11 protein-coding genes are annotated in these 17,924 nt (G+C 42.1%); 5 read left to right on the top strand and 6 right to left on the bottom strand.

Annotation, left to right across the window (positions count from 1 at the left end; all coding sequences use genetic code 11):
• Positions 1 to 94 precede the first annotated feature (94 nt).
• On the bottom strand, positions 95 to 250 hold the full coding sequence (locus LC586_RS05600; protein WP_229483557.1) for a hypothetical protein: 156 nt from the start codon (positions 248 to 250) through the stop codon (positions 95 to 97).
• A 374-nt stretch (positions 251 to 624) separates the two neighbouring features.
• Here LC586_RS05600 and LC586_RS05605 point away from each other — a divergent pair, with 374 nt between their 5' ends.
• Positions 625 to 4,857 (top strand): chemotaxis protein CheB, encoded by a 4,233-nt coding sequence (locus LC586_RS05605; RefSeq protein WP_229483558.1) that lies wholly within the window; start codon positions 625 to 627, stop codon positions 4,855 to 4,857.
• Positions 4,858 to 6,569: 1,712 nt separating this feature from the next.
• Positions 6,570 to 6,839: a hypothetical protein gene (locus LC586_RS05610; RefSeq protein WP_229483559.1), complete on the top strand. Its 270-nt coding sequence runs from the start codon at positions 6,570 to 6,572 to the stop codon at positions 6,837 to 6,839.
• Between the two features lie 297 nt (positions 6,840 to 7,136).
• On the opposite strand, the gene LC586_RS05615 is transcribed toward LC586_RS05610, so the two are convergent.
• From LC586_RS05615 to ruvC, 4 genes are all read right to left on the bottom strand, one after another.
• Entirely contained in the window at positions 7,137 to 8,177 is a 1,041-nt protein-coding gene (locus LC586_RS05615; RefSeq protein WP_229483560.1) for a chemotaxis protein CheB, read from the bottom strand.
• Positions 8,178 to 8,565: 388 nt separating this feature from the next.
• On the bottom strand, positions 8,566 to 8,952 hold the full coding sequence (locus LC586_RS05620) for a hypothetical protein (protein ID WP_229483561.1): 387 nt from the start codon (positions 8,950 to 8,952) through the stop codon (positions 8,566 to 8,568).
• Positions 8,953 to 9,139: 187 nt separating this feature from the next.
• Entirely contained in the window at positions 9,140 to 11,437 is a 2,298-nt protein-coding gene (locus tag LC586_RS05625) for an NACHT domain-containing protein (RefSeq protein WP_229483562.1), read from the bottom strand.
• Between the two features lie 1,307 nt (positions 11,438 to 12,744).
• On the bottom strand, positions 12,745 to 13,236 hold the full coding sequence (gene ruvC / locus LC586_RS05630) for a crossover junction endodeoxyribonuclease RuvC (RefSeq protein WP_229483564.1): 492 nt from the start codon (positions 13,234 to 13,236) through the stop codon (positions 12,745 to 12,747).
• Between the two features lie 174 nt (positions 13,237 to 13,410).
• Here ruvC and LC586_RS05635 point away from each other — a divergent pair, with 174 nt between their 5' ends.
• Both LC586_RS05635 and tsaE read left to right on the top strand, forming a co-directional pair.
• Positions 13,411 to 14,799 carry a gluconeogenesis factor YvcK family protein gene (locus LC586_RS05635; protein WP_229483565.1) on the top strand — a complete coding sequence of 463 codons (1,389 nt, stop codon included), beginning with the start codon at positions 13,411 to 13,413 and terminating at the stop codon, positions 14,797 to 14,799.
• 141 nt (positions 14,800 to 14,940) lie between these two features.
• Positions 14,941 to 15,396 (top strand): tRNA (adenosine(37)-N6)-threonylcarbamoyltransferase complex ATPase subunit type 1 TsaE, encoded by a 456-nt coding sequence (tsaE, locus tag LC586_RS05640; protein ID WP_229483567.1) that lies wholly within the window; start codon positions 14,941 to 14,943, stop codon positions 15,394 to 15,396.
• A gap of 830 nt (positions 15,397 to 16,226) precedes the next feature.
• On the opposite strand, the gene LC586_RS05645 is transcribed toward tsaE, so the two are convergent.
• Complete coding sequence (locus LC586_RS05645; RefSeq protein WP_229483569.1) at positions 16,227 to 17,402, bottom strand: patatin-like phospholipase family protein; 1,176 nt, start codon at positions 17,400 to 17,402, stop codon at positions 16,227 to 16,229.
• On the opposite strand from LC586_RS05645, the gene LC586_RS05650 reads away from it, so the two are divergent.
• Positions 17,392 to 17,577, top strand: a complete 186-nt coding sequence (locus LC586_RS05650) for a hypothetical protein (protein WP_229483570.1) — start codon at positions 17,392 to 17,394, stop codon at positions 17,575 to 17,577. The two genes, LC586_RS05645 and LC586_RS05650, sit on opposite strands and share 11 nt — an antisense overlap.
• Positions 17,578 to 17,924: the final 347 nt, after the last annotated feature.

Here is a 17,924-nt window from a genome sequence, read left to right on the forward strand (position 1 = left end):
GGGTTAAATCCCCATTACAAAACAAAATTTACGTTAGCGCAGCGGGGCGAAGCCCATTACGAATTACGAATTACGAATTATTTAATGTCTTATACTATTTCTTTGTGAAGCTGCGCCAAATTTTCTTTCTTTCTTTCTTTCTTTCTTTCTTTCTTTCTTTCTTTCTTTCTTTCTTTCTTTCTTTCTTTCTTTCTTTCTTTCTTTCTTTCTTTCTTTGTGTCCTTTGCGCCCTTTGCGGTTCGTTCCTCATATAATTTGGCGCATCTTCATACAGAATTGGTATTAGATATAGTAGTCTAACTTTTGATAAGTAATGATATGGGTCATTTATTGGTGGAGATAATTTTTTTGAAAACGCTACTAATAAATTTGATAAACGATAGGATTAATCTCAGGAGTTATCAAATGTATATTTTAACTCAATTAGTTTTGCTTTTGAGTAGCGGAATTATTGGTATTGCATTTATTCTAGCTTCTTATTTATTGGCACTGACTTGGATTTAGGAAACTTAGGTTGTTTATTTAATTTGTATTTAAACTATTATTAAATACAAGGCAAGTAAGTAAACTGAACTAAAATATAAACCTGTTCTGCCAAACCATTGCAGTGCTAAACTTTATCCTATGACATCCGATCAACCCTTTGAGCAACCTGCATCTGAATCTACCGCCAATGATGCGTTCGATGTAGAGCAGCAAGACATTGCAGATGCTTTATTTCCCGTCGTTGGCATTGCCGCCTCTGCGGGTGGATTAGAGGCGTTTACGCAGTTGCTGCAATATTTGCTTACCGATACAGGGATGGCATTTGTGCTGATTCAACACTTAGACCCTAACCACAAGAGTCTATTGAGCGAGATTTTGGCAAGAACAACTCAAATGCCTGTCACTGAAGTGCAAGATGGCGTGACTATAGAACCTAACAAGGTCTACGTTATTCCGCCTAACACTAAGATGATCTTATCTAATGGAGTGTTGCAACTCACGCCGCGAGAGAAAGTTCAGGGTAAATATATGCCTGCTGATGCGTTCTTTACTTCATTGGCAGCAGATCGAGGGAACAAAGCGATCGCAGTGGTTCTATCTGGAGCCGATGGAGACGGTTCACTGGGGCTAAAGGCAATCAAGGCAGCCGGAGGCGTGACTTTTGCTCAGTGTGAAGACACCGCAAAATTCGATAGTATGCCCAATACTGCTGTTGCCACCGGGAATGTTGATTTTATTCTGCCGCCTGAAAAAATCGCCGAGGAACTGGCAAACCTCAGTTGCAATCCTTTTATTTCTGACCCATTGCCAGCGATCGCAATTGAGAAGTTGCCCGAACAAGGGGATGCCCTGGCGACTATATTTGTGTTGTTGCGATCGGCAACTGGCGTTGACTTTAGCCACTACAAGCCCAACACCCTCGATCGCCGAATCCAGCGCCGAATGCTGTTGTATAAACTAGAACGCTTGGAGGATTATGCCGAGTATTTGCAAAAGAATCCGGGTGAAGTCAAGGCGCTCTATGAAGAAATTCTAATCCACGTTACCTATTTTTTCCGTGACCCCGAAGCATTTCAACTCTTGAAAGAGCGAGTTTTTCCCAGTATCATCCAAAACAAATCAGTAGAGTTGCCGATTCGGATTTGGATAGCTGGGTGTTCCACAGGCGAAGAAGTGTATTCCATCGCCATCTCCTTGCTGGAGTTTTTGTCGGATAAAATCACCCCGCCGCCGATCCAGATTTTTGCCACAGACATCAGCGAGATAGCGATTGACAAAGCAAGATCAGCCATTTATGTAGAGAATCAAATGATGGAAGTCTCACCAGAGCGCCGCCGCAGATTCTTTAATGCCATTGAAGGTGGTGGATATCAAATTAACAAAGCTGTCCGCGAACTGTGTGTGTTTGCCCGACAAGACTTGGGTAGCGACCCCCCTTTTTCCAACTTAGATTTAATTAGCTGCCGGAATGTACTGATTTACTTAGACGAAACGTTGCAAAAACGGATATTGCCCATCTTCCATTACAGTCTCAACCCGGCTGGCTTTTTGCTGCTAGGGACTTCAGAAAGCACGGGTAAATATTCAGAGTTGTTTACTCCGATTGATAAAAAGTATAAAATTTATGCCAAGAAGCTAACTGCAAATCGTCCAATTCTATCGTTCGTTACCAGCAATTATGCGATGGTAAAAGTGGACGAACCCAAGCTGACCAATGAGAATCCATCGGATGACTTTGACTTAGAGAGAAAAACTGACCAACTGATCTTGAATCGCTATGCCCCCGTGGGTGTGGTGATCAACGACAAGATCGAGGTGCTGCAATTTCGTGGAGAAATCGATCTCTACCTAAAACTTGCACCTGGTAAACCAAGTCTTAACTTATTCAAAATGGTGCGCGAAGGTTTGCTCATCGAACTACGCGCCACAATTTATCAAGCACAACGGCAAAAAATTCTAGTTAGAAAGGAAGGGTTACGAATTGAAGAGGGCGATCTTTTAAAAATCATCAATATTGAGGTGATTCCATTCAAGCCTTCGACCAATGAAGAATTCTATTTTCTGGTTTTATTTGAAGAAGCCCCACCCACTGTTAGCAACCTCAACACGGTAAATCCTGAGAGCCAAGAACTGGGAGACTTAGAGCGAGAGATTGTTCGGCTAAGACTTGAACTCGCAACCGCAAACCAAGAGCGGGCTGCGACTCAAGAGTATCTGCAAGCGGTGATTCAAGAGCAGGAACACATCAATCAAGACTTGAAAGTTGCCAATGAAGAAATTCTCTCCAGTAATGAAGAGTTGCAAAGCACCAATGAGGAGCTAGAAACTGCTAAAGAAGAGATTCAGGCAACCAACGAAGAACTTAACACAACTAATGAAGAACTTCGCTCTCGAAATCTGGAATTACACCAAGTTAACAACGATCTCACAAATTTGCTTGCCAGTATCAATATTCCCATTTTGATATTGACTTCGGACTTACGGGTTCGACGTTTTACGCCAATGGCGCAACGGCTTTTCAATTTAATTCCCGCCGATGCTGGACGGCCTTTGAGCGATATCAGAGCGAATCTGAATATTCCTGATTTAGAAACTCTAATTTTAGAGGTACTTGATACACTCAGCATCAAAGAATTAGAAGTCCAAACTTTGGGGGGACATTGGTACAACCTCCGCATCCGCCCTTATCGCACCACAGAAAACCAGATTGACGGTATAGTGTTGGTGTTAATAGATATTGATGGTCTCAAACGCAGTGCAGCAACCTTAGAAGAAGCCCGTGATTACGCTGAAGCGATTGTGGAGACGGTACAAGTGCCGTTAATCGTGCTTGATTCTGATTTCCGGGTGAACAAAGCCAATCGCTCGTTTTATGAAACATTTCAGGTTTCACCATCAGACACAACGCAATCTCTAATTTTTGAACTAGGGAATGGTCAGTGGAACCTACCTGGACTACAACAGATCCTAGAAGACATTCTCGCCAACGATACCAGTATTCAAAACTTAGAGGTAGAGCATCGTTTTGAGCAGATTGGGCAGAAAACCATGCTGCTTAATGGTTGGAAAATTATTCAACAAGGAGAGGCTCAAAAGATTTTGCTGGCGATTGAAGATATTAGCGATCGCAAGCAGTTTGAATTAGAGCGATCGCAACTTCTAGCACAGGAGCAGTCTGCCCGTCAAGAGGCGGAAAATGCCAACCAAGCCAAAAATGAATTCCTGTCGAACCTCTCCCATGAACTTCGTAACCCGCTCAATACTATACTCGGCTGGGCGCAACTTTTCCGCACCCGCGATTTAGATTCTTCAGCAGTCACTCGTGCCTGGGAAGTGGTGGAGCGCAGTGCTAATGTGCAGGCTCAGTTAATCGATGATATGCTGGATCTCTCACGGATTACGAGCGGAAAACTTCATTTAAACACTCGTCTAATCGATCTAGTTTCAGTAGTGAATGCCGCGATTGAGTCTATCGAATTTTCCGCAGAGGCGAAAGGCATTCAAATTATTTCACAGTTGAACTCGGCGACAGTTGTCGGAGATTTTGACCGTTTACAGCAAGTTCTGTGGAATTTACTTTCTAACGCGATTAAGTTCACTCCAGCCGATGGGCGAGTGGGAATTATGCTCGAAGCTGTATATAGTCACGCCGAGATTCGAGTCAGCGACACAGGAATTGGCATCCCAGCAGACTTGCTGCCATATATTTTTGAGCGCTTCCGCCAAGGAGATTCCAGCAGCAGTAAAACGAGTCAGGGACTTGGATTGGGCTTGTCAATCGTCCGTCATATTGTAGAACTTCACGGTGGAACAGTTCAAGCACAGAGTCCAGGCAAGGGAAAAGGAACCACGATCATTATCAGGCTGCCTCTGCGCTCAATGCCGCCGGAAATTACACCGCCAACTTATTTAGAGCCGAGCCTTTTATCAAAGACTCCAGCTACATTAGATGGTAAAACTCCATCCCTTACCCTTGAAGGGTTATGCATCTTGGCTGTAGATGATCAACTAGATAGCCGCGACTTAATCAAGTGGATGTTAGAAGACTTCGGGGCTGAAGTAGTGGTTGTTACATCGGCAAGGGAAGCGATCGCTGCTCTAATTGAATCTCCTGGCAGATATGATCTGCTTCTAGCAGATATTGGGATGCCAGAAGAGGATGGTTACTCCCTGATTCGTCAGATTAGAGAGCTTGAGGCTGAAGCTGGGGGACAAATTCCAGCAGCAGCAATCAGTGCTTATGTCACCGAGCAAGAGCAGCAAAGGGCAATTGATGCTGGTTTCCAAATGCATCTAGCTAAACCGATTGAACTTACTGAATTAGTATTGATGATTGTAAACTTGAGTGGACGAGTCATAGATAATTCGTAATTCGTAATTCGTAATTCGTAATTCGTAATTCGTAATTCGTAATGGGCTACGCCCTGCTACGCTAACGTAATTCGTAATTGTGGGTACTGTTGTCAAATATAGCAATACAACATTTGATTTGTGAAAATGCGCGGTGTCCAAATCCCTGACTTCTTTGAGGAGTTGGGGAGCTATTTTTTTACAAATTATATGATGTCCGCATAATTATATAATGTCCGCTTGATTGCTTATTAAACCCGAAGAACCCCACCCCGACAATCGTCGCTTTGTCTCCCCTCCCCGCAGGCGGGGAGGGGCTGGGGGTGGGGTGTAATGGCTGTGGTTAGCATAACTATTTATGTGGACATGATATTAGTTCTGATTCCCACAGTTATTGCACCCCACCCCGACAATCGTCGCTTTGTCTCCCCTAAGAGCAAGCCTACCGTGTACACACAAGTCTTTTAGAGTGGCTCCACAGACTTTTAACTAGTTCCGTGGGTTTAAGTCCCCCGGTTCAATAAAAATTTTGTTTTGTGTTGGGGTTAAATCCCCATTACAAAACAAAATTTACGAATTACGTTAGCGACGCGCAAAGCGATAGCGCAGCGTAAAGCCTTCTCTACGAGAGGCTGCGCCAACGGCATAGCAACGCTATGAGCGAGTCATCGAGCGTCGGAACGAGCGTCATTACGAATTACGAATTATTTAATCTCCCCAACCCCTCTTGAAAAGCAAAGCTGTTTCATTCTCTCATATCATGTTCGGCTGATTAGTTGTCATTGCGAACGAAGTGAAGCAATCTCCAAACCGCAAGCGAATTGCTTCATTTCACTTCGTTGCATACCCTTCGGGAACGCCAAGGGCGAACGCAATGACATATCGTAATACCAATTCTGTATGAAGATGCGCTAAACCATATATAAATACAAAAAAGAAAAAAGAAGTAAGAAAAACGAACCGCATAGACGCGGAGCGGCTTCCCGCAGGGTAGGACGCAAAGGACACAAAGAAAGAAAGAAGTTAGAAGGGTTTGGCGCAGCCTCACAAAGAAATGGTATAAGTGATTTGCCGAACTTGATATCAAAGGCTCAAAAAAGACTTGTGTTCTGAACGAAAAGACTTGTGTTCTGAACGAAAGTACTTGTGTTCTGAACGAAAGTACTTGTGTGTACACCGTAGCCCCGCAAGCGAGGAGGGGTTGGGGTGCAATACTGCGTAGGTTTTGAGTCGATCCCCCCAACCCCCCGATAAATTGGCTTGCTCAAAATGCCTTATTTTCCCCCAATTTATCGGGGGACTAAGGGGGATCTCCAATGACTATGCACCAAAACCCGAGCAGTATTGGTCTGACTTTTCACGTTATGTGGAAAAGTCCACTAAAAACCTAACCCCCTAACCCCCAACCCGTGGCGGGAAGGGGGAAATTCAAAGTCTCTCTCCTTAAAGGAAGAGAGAAATAGAAGTGAGGTTTTCCAGATGACCTGAATTGTCAGCAGTATTGGTTGGGGTGAGGTTATTTTATGGTTATTTGGCGGACATGATATTATTTAGGACTGCTATATATTATGTTTGAATAAATGTTTGAATTACGTATAAATTGCTTAATCTGCATCTAAAACATTCAAAAGTTATAGATAATATTTAACATCTTTACTTAAAAAGATACAAAACATATTTAATTTTTTCTATTAAAACAGAAAGTATCAACTATGAATTGAGGAGTTTTACGCATGACTGCAACCTTCATGAAAGTGCCTAAGTTTCGCGCTACTCAATGGGTGAGCTTTATTGGTGGAGAAGGGATTGTACGCAGCTACACACCTGAATCTGGTACATGGACGTATCTTATTGAGATGACATTAGGGTTAGAGCCTGACTTTGGCAGAGTTGGTGCAGAAACGATGATACTCCTCACCGAGGCAGATTTACATCTTACACACATTGCTAGTGAGGGCGACGTTACCCTTAAAAGGTTCGAGGCACTTTACAACCTCAAATGACTTAGTTCTGAATGATGCCATTCAAGCACTTGATGAAGTAAAATCAGGTATTTTTTAGATCATCAACATGGAAGCTAAAAATGTTTAAAGCTACCGATTTAATTCGGGGTAAAATCTACTCTTGCCGAGGGGAACAATTAAATAATTCGTAATTCGTAATGGGCTACGCCCCGCAACGCTTTCGTAATTCGTAAATTTTGTTTTGTAATGGGGATTTAACCCCAACACAAAACTTGTCGGTTATAGAACCGGGGGACTTAAACCCACGGAACTAGTTAAAAAAGGTTAAGCCTACAGCTACTCAGCCTGATCTTCCTCTATTGCAGCAATGGTTCGTTTCGTGGCAAAGCCGTTGAGAATTATGCCTCGAATTAAAGACACCTCTTTATCCAAATTCATTGCATGATCTTCATATTTTGTTACGGCACTAGTTAAATTGTAGTTTCTCATCTGTTCTGCCATTTGACGCGAGAATGTAACCTTTTCCTCCATTGCCCGCACAGCTGACCACAGCGCATTTTCGAGATTCTGAGTTTGCTCTGCCAGGAACACATTAGCTGTAAAGGAATGCCCCGTGTGACAGCGAAACCGTAGCGGCTGTTCTTTGCCAATTTGCCAGATGCTGCCATTGCATTCAGGGCAGGTGTAAGTCGTTCTAGTCCCGATCGCTTCTACATTCTTTAAAAACTCCTGGGTATTCATCTGCTGTTCAGCAATCTTGGATTCAATTTCGATCTCTTTGGTCACGGGATATGCCTCCTCCTGGGCGGCGGGTTCCTTTGATAACTGCACTAGCAGGTCTGGGATTTCTGCAAGCGGCAGGCAGTAATCGACCTTCACATACCGCAAGGCGCTCTTGGCCATGCTGGGGTATTCTGCTTCGTTCGGGTCTTGAACGATCGCCACTCCGCCCCGTTTCTTGATTGCCTGCAACCCCACCGTGCCATCATCAAGATAGCCGGTGAGTACCACACCTACCACCCTTGTACCATAAGCGCGGGCGGCTGAACGAAATAACGCATCGATCGCGGGACGAAAGCGGTTTTCTTGAGGCCCGCGCACGACACACATCGAGCCTTGATTGACCAACAGGTGATAATCGGGCGGTGCGACATAGATTCGCCCAGTTTGAATTGACTCTCCATCTACCGGGTGAGATGCTGGGAGAGAGCCTACATCTGTAAGAATTTGGGGGAGAATGCTGGGCTTATCTGCTGCAAGGTGCTGAACAATGAAGAAGACAGCATCAATCTCAGCAGGCAGAGCGCCTAAGATTGCGCCCAGCGCTTTGAGTCCGCCTGCCGAAGTGCCAATCACAATAATGTTGTGTCCAAGCATAGATTCCTTTTCTTAGTGAATAAAAGCAGGGCAATGTTATCTATGTCTTCTGAATAATTAAACATCTTCTGTATGAAGATACGTTATACCAATTCTGCATGAAGATGCACATAATAAGACCCCCCTGTAGTCCCCCCTTGATAAGGGGGGACGGCGTAGCCGGGGGTAAATATATGCAGCTTCACAAAGAAACGGTATTAAACCATATTTAAGTATAAGAAAGAAAAGGGTTTGGCGCAGCCTCACAAAGAAATGGTATAAGTCTCATTAATAGACCTCTTGCAAAAGTCGAACATCCGCCCGAAAATAAATTTTCGGGCTAATAGCTCAAGTCGGTTTAAACCGACTAATAACAATAATTTTAGTCCGTTTAAACGGACTTTTGCTATTAGCCTGGGACTTGAGTCCCTGGCGGATCAAGGATTTTCGCAAGAGGTTTAATGAATATCAAAGGCTCATTAATGGAGTTCCAAGCCTCATTAATGAATATCAAAGACTCATTAATGAATATCAAAGGCTCATTAATGGAGTTCCAAGCCTCATTAATGAATATCAAAGACTCATTAATGGAGTTCCGAGCCTCATTAATGAATATCAAAGGCTCATTAATGGAGTTCCAAGCCTCATTAATGAATATCAAAGACTCATTAATGGAGTTCCGAGCCTCATTAATGGAGTTGAAAGACTCATTGTTGCATTCTAAAATATATCTCCTCTCCCCCCCTGCCCCCAATACGGTTCGGTTAAGGCAAGAGACGCGATAAATCGCCGTCAAGACAAAGGACTGATTATTGTAAAGACGGCGATTTATCGCGTCTTTGCGATTAGCAGCGTGTCATCAAAAAACCTTATCCGAACCGTATTGCCCCTGCCCCCTGCTCCCTGCCCCCTGCCCCCTGCTCCCTGCCCCCTGCCCCCTGCCCCCTGCTCCCCCTGCCCCCTGCCCCCTGCCCCCTGCCTCATCACAATCCCTGCCATTCTCGCTCGGAGAGTTCTTTTATCGGCAACAACAAACTGGCTTCAATCTCCTGGCGCACAATATCTGTTACCTCACAGTTGCTATTAAGGCAATCGATAAGCAACTGATTGGCATCGTAATATTGTTGTAATACTTGCTGTTGCTGTGGGCTGAAATGCCAGTGATGCTGAATGTTTCGATGCTTGGCGATCGCAGTTTTTAACTGTTCCATCCAAGCAGGATAACTTGTTTGCCACCATGTCTGAATCCTTTCTCTACTTTGTTCTAGATCGGGCAGTAGGTCTTTAAGTTCTTGTAAAGCTTGATGTAAGCCAGCATCTTGAACAATTGCTAAAGCACTACTCAGAGCATCGTTGCACCCATAGACATCGGCAAAATTAGATTTGCATTCCATTACTAGGTTATTTAATGCCGCATCTAAAAAAATATCTTGATCGAAGATGCAGACAAGGGCAAAGTACGGGGTAAGGTGAGGAGTCCTAGCCAGGGCAAGATAAAACGCGCGAATTGCAGCAGACTCAGGAGCAGCGAGAGACTTTTGACTTGTCCAAGTTAAAAATTTTTGCAAATATGGATCTTGAGCCGCTAGCGCATCAACTTCTTGCTTCATCAACAGTACCAAAAAATCTGCATTCCGTAGCATGGCAACCGTTAACAAAAAGATTTCACGCCACCTGGGTTCAGTAATATGAGTCACCAGACGTTCTAACGGTTGTTTTAATGCTTGTAAATTATAACTGGCAGCGATTCTTCGAGCAGTCAGGTATTCTTGAAACGTCAAATAAGAGAAAGAGAAAATCCCCCGCACTCGTTCTGCTAGTAATCCATGTTGCAACTCTATCGCCTGAAGTACCCCTTCACTATCTAATTCCAATTCCTCTGGTTCTGTGGAAGCATTCGGCAAATCAGCGATATGATCGCTAATGTATTGCTCAACAATGCGTTGTTCAAAAAAGTAATTACCCTGCTCAAATGTCGCGCTAGCAACCTGACTCAGCAACTTAAGTTTTTGTGGTAATAAAAAACCTTCGTACACTTCATCCCGCTCAATTGCTTTAGTTTCGTCCCATTTGCCCAGAAGCAGGTCTAAACACTGCTTATAAAACGCAGCTTTTTGGGTTGGAAATTTGTTCTGGTGATGAAAAACCCAGCAGGCGAGATGCAAAAACAAGGGAGTGATAGCAAGTCTCCGAAATTGTAAATTTTCGGGCAAATCTAGTTTCTCAATAAACTCAAATGCCTGTTCATGTTTATCCTGGATGTTCGTTTTCGTAACTGCTGTAAACCACTTCTGAGCAAAACGAACAATTTGATCTTGAGTAAAAGGGGCAATTTCAACATCTGTAAAGCGTCTGAGGTTGAAAGCTTTAGCTGCTGTGCGGCAGGTGACGACAAACATATTCTTTTGATACTTTTCAGAGAGTCTGCGAATCTCATTGATGACACCAATGCTGTGTTGATGGAGTACTTCATCTAATCCATCCAGCAACAGCAACACTCTGCCCTCTAACAACAAAGTTTCCAGCACAGATGGATCTGAAATTCCACAGGTGAGGAATTCTTTGCCAATATAGTTGAGTAAATGGAACTCTCCTGCTTCTCTAGATTCGTCGGCAAAATCTCTTAAGGTGACAAAAATAGGAACCCGATTTGCAGCAAATCTACCTCGGTTGCATTGAATCGCCAGATGTTGTAAAAAAGTGGTTTTACCTGCTCCCGGTTTACCCAACACCCGCAGCTTTGAGTAAGTTTGAACTGCCGTGATCCCCGCCATTTGTGTCTGGGATACTCCACCTAAACTAAAGCGATCAAATTCTTTTGATGTAAAGTTTTGCAAGTCAGCAAACTCTAACCACTGAAGGCTGGCAATCTCCTCAAAAATGTTGACATCGATGTAAATGTTGTCGATTCTAACGGGGCGAGTAACATCTAATAACTGCAAAGTGCCGCACTGGTCTTGAATTTTGTCGAAGCGTTGCGATCGCACTTCTTGTACTAGAGCATCAATATCTAAAAATTCAGCAGCATCAAGTTCTTTTGATTCAGGAAATTCTTCTGGAGGATTAGCCGCAATCTCCCGCCAATTCAACGACAACACAGAACAAATTTCTATAAAGATATGACGTTCAACGGGACGCCCACTAAAAAACCGCCAAATTGGTTGGCGAGTCTTTAAGTTGACTTCAAAAGCCAAATTTTCTTGTGTCCACCCCTTATGAGCAAACGCTTTTTTAGCTTGTTGAATTCCGGCGAGTGATCCCTGGAGCGATCGCTTGACCATAGGAGCTTACACACATCAAATAATAATTCTTCAATTTGACATTATTGCAACATGTAGTTTCGGAACTACTTAAAAACTAAATGAGTTGTTTTTAAATGCTAATGATTTATTTAAAGCATCTTCAGCCACTATCCTGTATTGCATTTTTTCAGTAAAATGTTAATAGTTAAAGTATGTTTTATAACTTTATATTGGGTATCAGAGAAAGTTTTTGTATATCTTAGTACCTCTATAAGTACGGCAAGTCTAAAGTTTATGTACGATTGGTACTCATAATTATTGTACCACTTCTGATACGCTTGAGTATAGTTATGTATAAAGTTAGCTTATTAGAATTAATGTTTAAATAACTTAGCTCAAGCTTGTAATTTAGAGGTTTACCTGCCAACATGAGGCTTAGATTCTCAAGTCCTTTTATTGTGTTGCTAGCTGGCTTTTTAAACATAATTTGCTTTCAGATGCATTATTAACAAAAACGCATTTAAAGCATAATAATTTTTTTGATTTCAATAGTTTGAGCGTTTTATTCTCAAGCCTACTTATTAAGCAAAATCCTTATTAAATAATTCGTAATTCGTAATTCGTAATGGGCTTCGCCCCGCTGCGCTAACGTAAATTTTGTTTTGTAATGGGGATTTAATATCAGGTTCGATTAAACACTTATAATATCTGTAGGTTGGGTTGAGGAACGAAACCCAACATTTGATCTATGTTCATGTTGGGTTTCACTGCCGTTCAACCCAACCTACCAACCTACATTGATAGATTTTATTATAAGTAATCCGACGTACTTGATATAACCCCAACACAAAACTTGCTTTTTTATTGAACCGGGGGACTTAAACCCACGGAACTAGTTAACAAGAAAGAATACATGCGCGACTTCGGCAGAATAAGAAATTGAATTCCGTGCAAATGGTGGACTTCGGCGTGAGCGCTCAGTCGAACGCTGAATAAACAATGAAACACCACACAAAATTGAAAATTTGGTGCAAAACAATCAGTGTCGGGTCTGAATCTCTCACTGATAGCGTAGCGGTAGCGAGTCCACAGCGTCTTGATTCTAATACCATTTCTTTATGAAGCTGCGCTGAATTTTTTAACCTTGCTTTTTCTCCTCTGTGTCGCGCCAGTTGCTTCTCCCAAGGGGAGACGCTGCGCGAACAAGTCTCTTAACCGCAAGGGCGCACTGGCTTCTCTGTGTCTCTGCGGTTCGTTCCTTTATAAATTTGGCGCATCTGTATACAGAATTGGTATAACGAATGTATTCTCAATTAATATAAGAACTTTTTTCTTCGTGTACACACCTATAGCTGATAATAAGCCGTCAAAGCTACCGCCAAAGCATCCGCAGCATCATCAGGCTTGGGAATTTCATCTAAATCCAACTCCCGCGCTACCGCCTCTTGCACATCTAACTTATCAGCATTGCCATAGCCTGTTAAAGCTTGCTTAATCTGAGCAGGAGTAAACTCTATGTAAGGAAGACGACGCTGGCCCAACACCAAAATCAGTACACCCCGCGCCTGTGCAACCAGGATTGTACTTGACATCCGATAAAAGAATAGTTTCTCGATCGCAACCAAATCCGGTTTAAATTCCTCCATCACAGTGTGTAAATCATCAAACAAGGTACATAAGCGCTGTCCCATTTCTACATCTGCCGACGTTTTGATTACCCCAAAATCCAGCATATTTACTCTAGTCTCTTGTACCTTGTTAGGAATTTGTGTGCAGGTAATTACCCCAAACCCCAAAATTGCCAGTCCTGGATCTAATCCTAAAATTCGTTTTTCCATTAAATTCACTTTTATCAAGCCAGTGTATTGTTTAACTAGGAATACTGGCAATCTTGACCACTTGCTCTTAGTCTAATGAGATTGACAAATATAATAGTTTCACGCCTAGTGTTTTAAACCAAGTGGTGTACATTTTCTGTTAATTATTGTTTGTAGCACTGCTGTAAATCAGGTATGTCAATTGGTTTTCTCAGACAAGCCCTCAACGCCCTGCAAAAGCAGTCGCGTTCTCGTACTTCCTATCGGGTTAACCAGTGGTTCAAATGGTTATCCCCTGGACTATCGGTAAAACGTTGGTTGTTGATCAGTATTGGGGGTGTACTGCTGGCGAGTTTGGGATTAGCTATCTGGATTAAGCTGACCCCAATTTTTTGGATGATCGAGTTGTTTAGGGGTTTCCTGGGAGTAATCACCAACATTTTACCCAACTATGTTAGTGGGCCTTTGGTGCTGCTTGGCGGCTTGCTGTTAGTGCTTTGGGGGCAAACTCGCACTGTAGGCTCAATTACTAAGGTACTAAGAACAGAAGGCGGAGAGGAACTTATCGATGTCTTGCTGGCACATCATCGATTGTACCGAGGCCCGAAAATAGTGGTAATTGGTGGTGGTACGGGACTTTCTACGTTGTTGAGGGGATTGAAAACCTACAGCGCTAATATTACTGCTATTGTGACTGTCGCCGATGATGGTGGATCTTCTGGGCGGTTGCGTCAAGAATTTGGAGTGCTACCACCAGGAGATATTCGCAATTGTTTGGCTGCACTAGCAGATGAAGAAAAGTTATTAACAGAATTGTTTCAATACCGTTTTCGGGCTGGAGATGGGTTAACGGGTCACAGTTTTGGTAATTTGTTTTTAACGGCAATGAGTGATATTACTGGAGATTTAGAACAAGCAGTTGCAGCCAGTTCCAAAGTGCTAGCGGTACGGGGACAAGTACTACCAGCAACTCTCAGTGATGTTCGCCTCTGGGCAGAATTAGCCGATGGTCGTCGCATTGATGGGGAGTCTAGCATTCCCAAAGCTGGCGGTAAAATTGTCAAAATTGGCTGCATTCCAGCTAATCCTCCGGCAGTACCAGCAGCTATTAAGGCACTTAAAGAAGCTGATTACATTATTATTGGCCCAGGTAGCCTTTATACAAGCCTGATTCCTAATTTATTAGTACCAGAAATTGCCGATGCGATCGCTCAAACAGATGCCCCCCGTATTTATATCTGCAATATAATGACTCAACCAGGAGAAACTGAAGGCTACACTGTTGCAGATCATATCAGAGCAATTGATGCTGCTTGTGGGCAAAGACGGCTATTCGATGCTGTGCTAATCCACAAAAAATCCCCCTCAGAGCAATCACTCATCCGCTACGCCCAACAAAACTCCCATCCGGTTTTCCTAGATAGAGAAGCCGTAACTCAGCTAGGGCGAAGGATTGTTCTAGCTAATGTTTTGTATGAAGATGAAACGGGTTTTGTGCGTCACAATCCGCAGAAATTAGCACAAGTGCTATTGCGGTGGTACGGTAGAGGCCAGCCCCTTCGGGGAATTCAAAATTCAAAATGAAGGAAAATGAAAATTAGTCATTAGTCTAAACAAAGGACTAATGACTAATGACTAATGACCAATGACTAATGACTAATGACTAATGACTAATGACCAATGACTAATGACTAATGACTAATGACTAATGACTAATGACTAATTATGAAAATGTTTCTTGCAGATACAGAGGCGACGCTACGCTTAGGTATTACTCTCGGTGAATACCTGACTCCTGGCAGTGTAATTTTACTAGAAGGTGATTTGGGTGCTGGTAAAACTACCCTAGTTCAAGGTATTGGCAAGGGTTTGGGAATCACTGAACCTATTGTCAGTCCCACTTTCACGCTGATTAATGAGTACACGGAAGGACGCCTCCCCCTTTACCACCTAGATTTATATCGCCTAGAACCACAAGAAGTTGCAGCGCTGAATTTAGAAAGTTACTGGGAAGGTGTTGAAGTCATACCAGGAATTGTGGCAGTTGAATGGGCAAAACGATTGCCCTACAAGCCAGATAGCTATCTAAGTGTGAGCTTGACTTATGGAAATGAGGGCACTCGTCAAGTCGAACTCATCCCATTCAATTGTGCCATTAGCGAAGTTATTGCCGCGATTTAAGCTCATCTCCCGACTTAAGTACCAATACGCTTGGGTTAAGGCTAAAAAATAAAACTAGTGTAGGTTGGGTTGAGGAACGTAGACCCAAAGGGGCTTCCCGCAGGGTAACCCAACATTATCAAGCCTTTGTTGGGTAACACGAATGTTCAACCCAACGTAGCATTCTTCTTAACCCAAGCGTATTGACTTAAGTACGAGAAATGTCACCTTCTTTAGCACATACAACACGAGAAAATTTCTGCAAATAGTCGAGGGAGAACTCCACACTCGTTCTATCTGCCACTACCACGCTCACCACTGTAAATCACTAACATTGTTATCTCAACCCAAAATAAATGAAAAAATTTTGTAACAGCAGCTTTATTGCTGCAATAATCACTTAAAAAACTGATTTAGATGGTCTATGAATGAAGAAAATGTAAACTGTTGTTGGGTTAAATGAGAGTTTTCACAGAACTTAGTCAGCTTGGTTTTACCCGATTGGTTCTCTACTGTCATTAAGAGAACAAATCTGGATTACTTAGCAGCCAAAGCTAGTAGAGAAAAGTTAAACAAGATCAACCAAGTTCTGTAGAAGTTGTCTAACTTTTCCTTATACTCAATATACCCAAATCAAAGTCATAATATATACACAAAAATACTGAATTATAAAATGTCTGAAAATTAATTTAAATAATTTTAAATAGGAATAAGTTTTTCTCTTCATATCTGCAATAAATACTGATATTAATAAATTTAAATAAAACATCTCGTATTTATACATAATTATCGTAGAAATACGAGATGTTTTGTCTTATGTTAGTTGACATTAATATGTCTACGTGGATGCACTAGTTATTTTTAATAAAAGAGGCGATCGCCTCTTTTATCTGAGAACCGGAGTTGTCTCTGGTATAATACGTAAGACCTTTATCAATAAATGCAGAAGTAGTATTTATTAACTGCTCAATAATCTCTGAATTAGTGTTATCTATTTCTTCACTGACTTTTTTCCCTGTAAATAGGTTTTTTCGCTCTTCTGGAGCTAATAAAATGCGAGGATCTTTATAAGTCTCTTCTGGCTTGGGTTTGAATTTCTCATTTAAGTCAAACTGAAGACGTAAGTAACGTTTAGAATCGTATCCACCCATGATTTGCCGGCAAATCGTACTACCAATCTCAGATGTAGGTTCCATAAAGATGTTAGTAAGATTTTTTACCCAGTCTAAGCCTTTCCATTTGCTTATTTGCTTATATTGATATGGTTCACCAGTTTGACCTGTGCCAATAGAAAGGATAGAAATATCTTCTAATCGCAGATTATCAAGTTTATATTTTTGCTTTATTTCTGGAGAGACTGAAGACTGACTAATCCTCATAACTAGACTCAAAGCTGCAAGAGAGGGGTTGTTAGCAGAAACTCCTCCATCAATGTGTGGGAATTCCCAATCACCAAATTTTTCTTTATCTACAGGTTCTAATTTATATGGTGGAAAAAAAGTAGGAGCTGAGGCAGAAGCGGTACATATCTCCCATAAATAACAGTCATCGTACCATCTGTCTCCCAGATCGGGATGACAATTTGTAAAAAAGGTTGTATTACGATATAAAGTATCGTAAGCAAGAATCAAGAGAACAGGTTTTTCAATATCCTTTATTTTTGTGGATTTATATGCATCTTTGAGGACGCTAATCATTCCATCATGAGAATATTTAGATACTGAAAATACATCAAGAATTGATTTGATGATAGACGGCAAGTTTTTATAGCGCTCTTTTCTATCCAACGGGAATATATCTTTACCTCTATCTTTATACAGTTTAATGAGTTCACCGCTTTCCTTTCCGACAGCAATCCCTCCTGCTAATATTGAACCGGTAGATGTGCCAGAAATCAGATCAAAGTATTCGTGTAAAAAGTTTCCTTTCCCCTGCTTTCTAATTTCTTGTTCTACTTGTTGAAGTATTCGTGCTGCAACGACTCCACGAATACCGCCACCGTCTAAAGCTAAAATTTTGAAGGACATAGCAATTCTCTTTGATGATTTCTATGGTTATGTTTCTGGGGAATACATGACCTGGATGAAGGTCAAGCATCATGAGATTTGTTGCAATACTACCTATCCGGCTGGAAGATTTAACGAACCGCCAACGCGTAGCGTCTCGTTAGAGAAGTACGCCAAGCAGGGAAAAGAAGAATAAATAGGTAATCTGGTAAGCTACGGGAGTAGTTATTGAAGATTTGACTTGAAACACTTATAAATTCAGGGTTTCAAGTTGCAATTTCTGATACAGCGACCTGACAATTCAGGTCATCTGGAAAACCTCACTTCTATTTCTCTCTTCCTTTAAGGAGAGAGACTTTGAATTTTTCCCCTTAGAGCGTCGGGAAGGGGGTTAGGGGGTTAGGTTTTTGGTGGACTTTTCCACATAACGTGAAAAATCAGATACAGCGACAAGTCAATACCCTTTGGTTAAAAAGGTAAGGGAAAAAAACAAGGATTTTCGCCTTTTAGCTTTAACCAAAACGCATTGGTCTAGTCTTGACT

Source organism: Nostoc favosum CHAB5714 (assembly GCF_020829495.1).
In the GTDB taxonomy this organism is placed as follows: Bacteria; Cyanobacteriota; Cyanobacteriia; order Cyanobacteriales; family Nostocaceae; genus Nostoc; species Nostoc favosum.